Source organism: Mannheimia indoligenes (assembly GCF_036880405.1).
Lineage (GTDB): Bacteria > Pseudomonadota > Gammaproteobacteria > Enterobacterales > Pasteurellaceae > Mannheimia > Mannheimia indoligenes.
Window position 1 is genome coordinate 35,532 of sequence record NZ_JBAJJM010000009.1, and the last position, 6,566, is coordinate 42,097.

At 39.2% G+C, this 6,566-nt stretch carries 4 protein-coding genes and 1 pseudogene; 2 read left to right on the forward strand and 3 right to left on the reverse strand.

What is annotated here, in order from left to right:
• Positions 1-7 precede the first annotated feature (7 nt).
• The 3 genes from priA to V6W77_RS07445 all read right to left on the reverse strand — a co-directional run bounded on the left by priA (position 8) and on the right by V6W77_RS07445 (position 4,599).
• Positions 8-2,221: a primosomal protein N' gene (gene priA, locus V6W77_RS07435; protein ID WP_487348996.1), complete on the reverse strand. Its 2,214-nt coding sequence runs from the start codon at positions 2,219-2,221 to the stop codon at positions 8-10.
• A gap of 62 nt (positions 2,222-2,283) precedes the next feature.
• Positions 2,284-3,198, reverse strand: a complete 915-nt coding sequence (gene rarD, locus V6W77_RS07440) for an EamA family transporter RarD (RefSeq protein ID WP_334254257.1) — start codon at positions 3,196-3,198, stop codon at positions 2,284-2,286.
• A gap of 183 nt (positions 3,199-3,381) precedes the next feature.
• On the reverse strand, positions 3,382-4,599 hold the full coding sequence (locus tag V6W77_RS07445) for a pyridoxal phosphate-dependent aminotransferase (RefSeq protein ID WP_334238778.1): 1,218 nt from the start codon (positions 4,597-4,599) through the stop codon (positions 3,382-3,384).
• A gap of 186 nt (positions 4,600-4,785) precedes the next feature.
• Between V6W77_RS07445 and V6W77_RS07450 the strand changes: the two genes are divergently transcribed.
• Positions 4,786-6,090 carry an isochorismate synthase gene (locus tag V6W77_RS07450; protein ID WP_334254258.1) on the forward strand — a complete coding sequence of 435 codons (1,305 nt, stop codon included), beginning with the start codon at positions 4,786-4,788 and terminating at the stop codon, positions 6,088-6,090.
• A gap of 229 nt (positions 6,091-6,319) precedes the next feature.
• Positions 6,320-6,566: pseudogene (locus V6W77_RS07455) on the forward strand (hypothetical protein); the annotation flags it as partial.

Sequence of the window (6,566 nt, forward strand, 5' to 3'; positions counted from 1 at the left end):
CTTCTTTTTACCCAATTTCTTGTGGATCAATATCCAAACTCAGCCTAATATTCGTTGGAATATCTAAACTTTCTTTTTCTTGATCAAACCAATCGAGTAACTGTTGCAAAGCATTTCTGGTTGGGTGTTGTATTAACAACAACCAGCGGTAAAAACCTGCTTTTTTTGCCATTGGAGCAGAAAATGGAGGAATCAACTGAAAACCTTGCCAATGTTGTTGTCGGATTTTTTGCTTAAAATAATCCGCAAGTTGTTCAAGCACTTTTAATGTTTGCTCATTATTCTTCCCTGTCGCTTTAAATAGCACTTGGGAGGAAAACGGCGGCAATGCCATTATCTTTCGTATTTTTAAGGCTTCTTTGGCAAATTCGCTATAGCCTTGTTCTAACAAGGTTTTTAACAATGGGTGATCCGGGTAGTGTGTTTGTAGCACTACTTCGCCCTTTTTCTCGGCACGTCCTGCTCTGCCTGCCACTTGCAAATAAAGTTGAGCTAGTTTCTCTTCCGCTCGAAAATCAGTCGAGAAAAGAGCTGAATCCACATTTACAATCGCTACCAACGTAACATTAGGGAAATGATGCCCTTTTGCTAACATTTGTGTGCCAATCAAAATTTGGCTTTTGCCTTCTCGAATATCGTTAAGGTGATTTTCTAGTGAACCTTTCCGTGAAGTAGAATCTCGGTCAATTCGAGTAACTTGGTAAGTTGGAAATTGCTCCTTAAGCACTTGTTCCAGCTGTTCTGTGCCAACACCGGTAGTAATCAAATTGGTTGAGCCACAATGTCCACACTGGCGAGGAATTACCCTCTGAGTAGCACAATGATGACAGCGTAGCACACGCTGTTTTTGGTGGTAAGTAAAGGGCTTATTGCACGCCTCACACTCGCAAATCCAACCGCATTCGTGGCAAAGTAACACAGGGGCAAAGCCTCTACGATTTAAAAACAGCATCACTTGGTTGCCTTGCTCCAAATGATGTTTCATCATTGAAAACAATCGTTCAGATAAACCCGCAGTAATGCGTTGTGTTTTTAAATCAATAATATGTTGATTAGCAATTTGTGCATTACCAGCCCGTGCAGTGAGCCCTAATTCAATGAATTTGCCATTTTGGACATTTTGTAGGCTTTCAAGGCTTGGCGTGGCTGAGCCTAGCACAATAGGAATATCTGCATTTTTTGCCCTCACCACTGCCAAATCTCGTGCGTGGTAACGCCAGCCCTCCTGTTGTTTGAATGAGCTGTCGTGTTCTTCATCTAAAATAATCGCCCCCAATTTCTTAAATTGAGTAAAGAGGGCGGAACGTGTACCGATAACAATCGCACTTTCGCCATTTTTAGCTCGAAGCCACGCATTCAGACGTTCAGTTTCATTCATATTGGAATGTAAAACGTCAATTTCCACATTAAAGCGAGCTTTAAAACGTTGTACCGTTTGTGGTGTTAGCCCAATTTCCGGTACAAGCACAAGCACCTGCCGGTTGCGTTTTAGCACGGTTTCGATAAATTGCAGGTAAACTTCGGTTTTGCCCGAACCCGTTACCCCATTCAGTAAAAAAGCAGCAAACTCATTTTGCACATTTAAACGGCTAACCACTAAAGTTTGCTGTTTATTCAAGGTGAGGCGATTTTGCACATTCACTAACGGCAATTCGCCAAGCGATTGTTGCCACGATTGCGAAATAAAAGGCACATCAATTTTCTCAACATAGCCTTTCTCTAATAGCCCTTTCCACGCAGAAGGGCTACAAGCGGTCGGTTTTTCAAAAAATTTTTCAAATTCGGCAAGTTCAGTTAAAAGCTCAACCTGTTTTTTGGCTTTTTTGTTTTCGCCGATAATTAAGGATCTTCTTCCCTGTTCCGTTACCACAAAATAATCGGGTTGGGAGCGTTCGGTAGAATCGCCATTACGAAGTTTGACGGGCAAAGCACTGTTTAATACTTCGCCTATTGGGGCGTGATAATAGCGAGCAGCCCAAGTAAGCAGCTGCCACATTTCATCATCGAAAAGAGTATCTAAATCTAATACGTTTTTAATCGGTTTAAGTTTATCAATTGGCACATCACTCGTTTGCGGAAAATCAACCACAATGCCGATTTTAGTTTGCCTGCCGAAAGGTACAACAACCCTGCTGCCCTTACCGGCATTCAGCTCGTCAGGCAGTAAGTAGTCAAAAAAACGATGTAACGGCACATTCAGTGCCACCCTAATTAATCTCACTTCTCTAAACCAATTTTGATCGCAAGCCCGATAAATTTAACCATTTCCAATAATTTACAATATCACTCATTATTCACCCTTAAACCAGATACTTGTTTTCGCTTTTTGTGCTGCTGTCGCAGAGCAATGATACCATCTAACACCAAAAATAGAATCGAAACCAGTAGGCAAATCATCAAGATATAAGATTCGCTTTCTAACTTTTCACCAATTAAGAAGGAAACTATCAACATCAATAGTGGTTCAACATAGCCCAATAAACCCAGTACATTAAAAGGTAAAATCGTACTGGCTAGGGTGTAGCTGATAAGTGCAGTGCCACTAATTAAGCCAAGCAGAGCAATAAAATAGTAAATATTTGGATTTTGCATTTCTACATATTGCATATCTAGTTGGCTTATAAAATATAACGCAACAGGAAGTAGATATAAAATCTCCACTACAAAACTATGTAAATGACTTAAACCAAATTTTCGGCGGAGGGAAAAATAGATTGGATAACCTGTGCAGACAAACAAACTTTCAACCGAAATTTTACCTGTTAAAAGAATATTACTGATAACGCCTACAAACGCCACGACAATTGCCAACCATTTATTAAAAGAAAGCGTTTCTTTATAAACTACTTTTCCAAATGCCACCATCATAATCGGCATTAATAAATAGCCTATTGAAACCTCAATCGCTTTGCCACTATTGGGTGCCCACAAAAATAGCCACATTTGCCCACCCACAATAGATGCCGTAATGAAAATAATCAGTAACAAATGAGGTTCTCTCTTAAGGCGTTGGAGAAATGCTAAAAACTCGTTTTGTTTTTTAAATAGATATACGGCAAGGAAAAGAAAAGGAATCGTAACCACCATACGAATGCCGAAAATGCTCACACCTGCCAGTGGTTTTAGAAAGATCGCCAAATAGTAGAGGCAACCAAATAACATTGAGGCTGAAAGAGATAAAAGAATGCCTTTTAACATAGTGATAAGAAATTAATTGTTGCTAGTTTTTCAATTTCCCTCATCCCTCTTTTCTAAAGAGGAAGGTTCATTCATCTAAATGCTTAAATTAACCGGGCTATTCAAAAACTTACTAACTAAATAATATGAATTTATATAGAGATAAAATCCCCTCTTCAGATAAAGAGGGGAAGGCAGATTAACCTAATCTTGACGATAGGTTTTCAAGAAATTCGCAAGACGACCGATTGCTTCTTCAATTTGATGTGCGTAAGGCAACGTTACAACACGAAAGTGATCCGGTTTATGCCAGTTAAAGCCTGTACCCTGTACTAACAATACTTTTTCTTGTTGTAACAAGTCGTAAATAAATTTTTGGTCATCTTTAATACCATACATTTCAGTATCAATTTTCGGGAACATATACAATGCCCCTTTCGCTTTCACACAGCTAATGCCTGGAATTTGCACTAATAAATCGTGCATTTTGTTACGTTGCTCTAATAAACGACCGCCCGGTAGCACAAATTCATTAATGCTTTGATAACCACCCAATGCGGTTTGGATTGCGTGTTGCATTGGCGTGTTCGCACATAAACGCATTGAGGCAAGCATATCCAAACCTTCAATAAAGCCTTTAGCTTGATGTTTCGGACCGCTTAGCACCATCCAACCTTGACGGAAACCCGCCACACGGTAAGCCTTTGATAAACCGTTGTAAGTAACGGTTAATAAGTCAGGGGCAAGTGCTGCAATGTGGTGATGAACCGCACCATCATAAATAATTTTTTCATAGATTTCGTCTGCAAAAATAATCAGATTATGCTGACGAGCAAGCTCTGCAATTTCAAGTAAAATTTGACGGCTATACACCGCACCCGTTGGATTATTGGGGTTGATGACTAAAATCCCTTTTGTACGAGGAGTGATTTTTGATTTAATATCTTCAATATCCGGGAACCATTCATTTTCTTCATCGCACAGATAATGCACCGCTTTACCGCCAGCCAAAGTTGAGGCGGCTGTCCATAACGGATAATCAGGCATAGGAATCAAAATTTCATCGCCATCATTGAGTAATGCTTGCATCGACATCGTAATCAGCTCAGAAACACCATTACCGATGTAAACATCGTTCACGTCCATTCCACGCATACCTTTTGATTGGTAATACTGCACAATCGCCTTACGAGCTGAATATAAACCTTTTGAATCACAATAACCTTGTGCTTTCGGTAAATTACGAATAACGTCCACCAAAATTTCATCCGGTGCTTCAAAACCAAATGGAGCAGGATTACCAATATTTAATTTTAAAATTTTATGCCCTTCTTCTTCTAAGCGGAGAGCTTCTTTATGAATTGGTCCGCGAATATCGTAACGAACCTGTGCTAATTTATCTGACTTGGGAAAACGTTCCATTGCTAACTTCCTATATGATTAATTCTGCTATTTCCACATACGATTGTTTAAAAAATCGATACTTTGGAATGAATTTGCAAACATTACTCTAATTTGAGAGGAAAAAAAAGAGGAAATACGTTAAAATGATGACCTTTTTTTAAATCAGCTAAAAACAAGCGGTATAATTTTTTCATTCTTTTGCAAATGTCTATTTTTAACCAATTAAAACAAGAGCTTATAAAAATTTATTCAAAAGTAGAAAAAGGAGAAGGCTTAATCAGCATTCAAGCCTCCGTACCACTATTTGAAGAAAATTTACCGCTACTTGGTTGGTTAAAAGCACAAAATCAGCACTACCCACACTTTTTTCTACAATATCGTGATAAAGATGAGACAATTGCAACTATGGGAGCAATTCGTCAATTTCATACCCTTGAAACCGCACAAGCCTTTATTCAACAACACAATTTGCCTCTAATCGGTGGATTACAATTTGAAGGTTACACTCAGTTTATTTTGCCTCAATTCACATTGGTAAAAAATCAGCAAAATTTGACCGCTTGTTTCTATTTCGATAGCGATAATATGGAGCAACAAGCGGTTGTTTTTGCACAATTTCTTGCAAATTTTGAGCATATTGAAAAATTGAGCTTGCCCGATAATCCGTTGCAATCCGTTGCAGCAGCCAGCAGTTTTGAGCAATGGGAAAGCAATATCAACAAAGCGATTTGTGCTATTGGACAAGGCGAATTTCAAAAAGTGGTATTGGCAAACGCCATCCGTCTGCATTTTGAAAACCCGATTTGCAGCTATGATCTGATTGCACAAAGTCGCCAAATCAATCAAGGTTGCTACCATTTCCTCTGGGCTGAAAGTGCAGAGGTTGCATTCATTGGTTCAACCCCGGAGCGTTTATATCAACGCAAAGACAAGCAATTTTTTACTGAAGCTCTCGCCGGCACAGCAGCAGTTACACCAAGTGAAACCCAAACAGAACTGAATGCACAATGGCTATTAAGCGATCCGAAAAATATCCACGAAAATCAATTAGTTGTTGATGATATTGAGAGCAATCTTGCCGATTGTGTTACTGAATTTAAAGTATCTGAAGCGAAAATCAAACGGTTGCACAATGTCCAGCACTTACGCCGCCAAATTCAAGCTACGCTAAAACAAGGTGTTTTTGATAGCGATTGTTTAAGTCGTATTCACCCCACTGCCGCTGTGGCAGGGCTTCCTCGCCCAAAAGCAAAACAATTTATCACTGAAAACGAACCCTTTACTCGCCATTGGTACGCAGGCACTTTGGGGGTAATGAGTAATGATGAAGCCGAATTTTGCGTAACACTCCGTTCTGCCTTAATTTCACAAAATTCAATTACGCTTTATGCAGGGGCTGGCATTGTAGAGGCATCCGATCCACAATCGGAATGGCAGGAAATTAAACGTAAATCACAAGGTATCGCTAAATTATTGAATATTGATTTAGTAACAAAAGGGGATCTGTAAGGCAGACTTTCAGAACTTAAGCTCTTAATTATTTATTTCTCTATTTTCATTTCCATCTTCCTAAAAAAATACATTATCGCTACAAAATTAGTAGTGGATATTCCCATAATTAAAAAATTTTCATTAGGGAAACGTTTACGTAAGACTCCTCAGACCACTCATTCTTATTTTATATAAAAAATGTGATAGACTCCTCGCAGTTTCGTTTTTATATTTAAGGAATAACTGAATGAAATTCAATAAAAAATTAATTTTAACATTTGCTGCAACCTTAGTTTTAAGTGCTTGCGGAGGGAGCGGTAGCGGAGGTTCGTCTTCAACACCGAGCCAGTCCAAACCAGTACTAGAAACACAAAATAGCACTCAGGGACAAAATGTTCCTCAGACACAAAATGCTGCTCAGGCACAAAATGCTCCTCAGGCACAAAATGCTCCTCAGGCACAAAATGCTCCTCAGGCACAAAATGCTCCTCAGG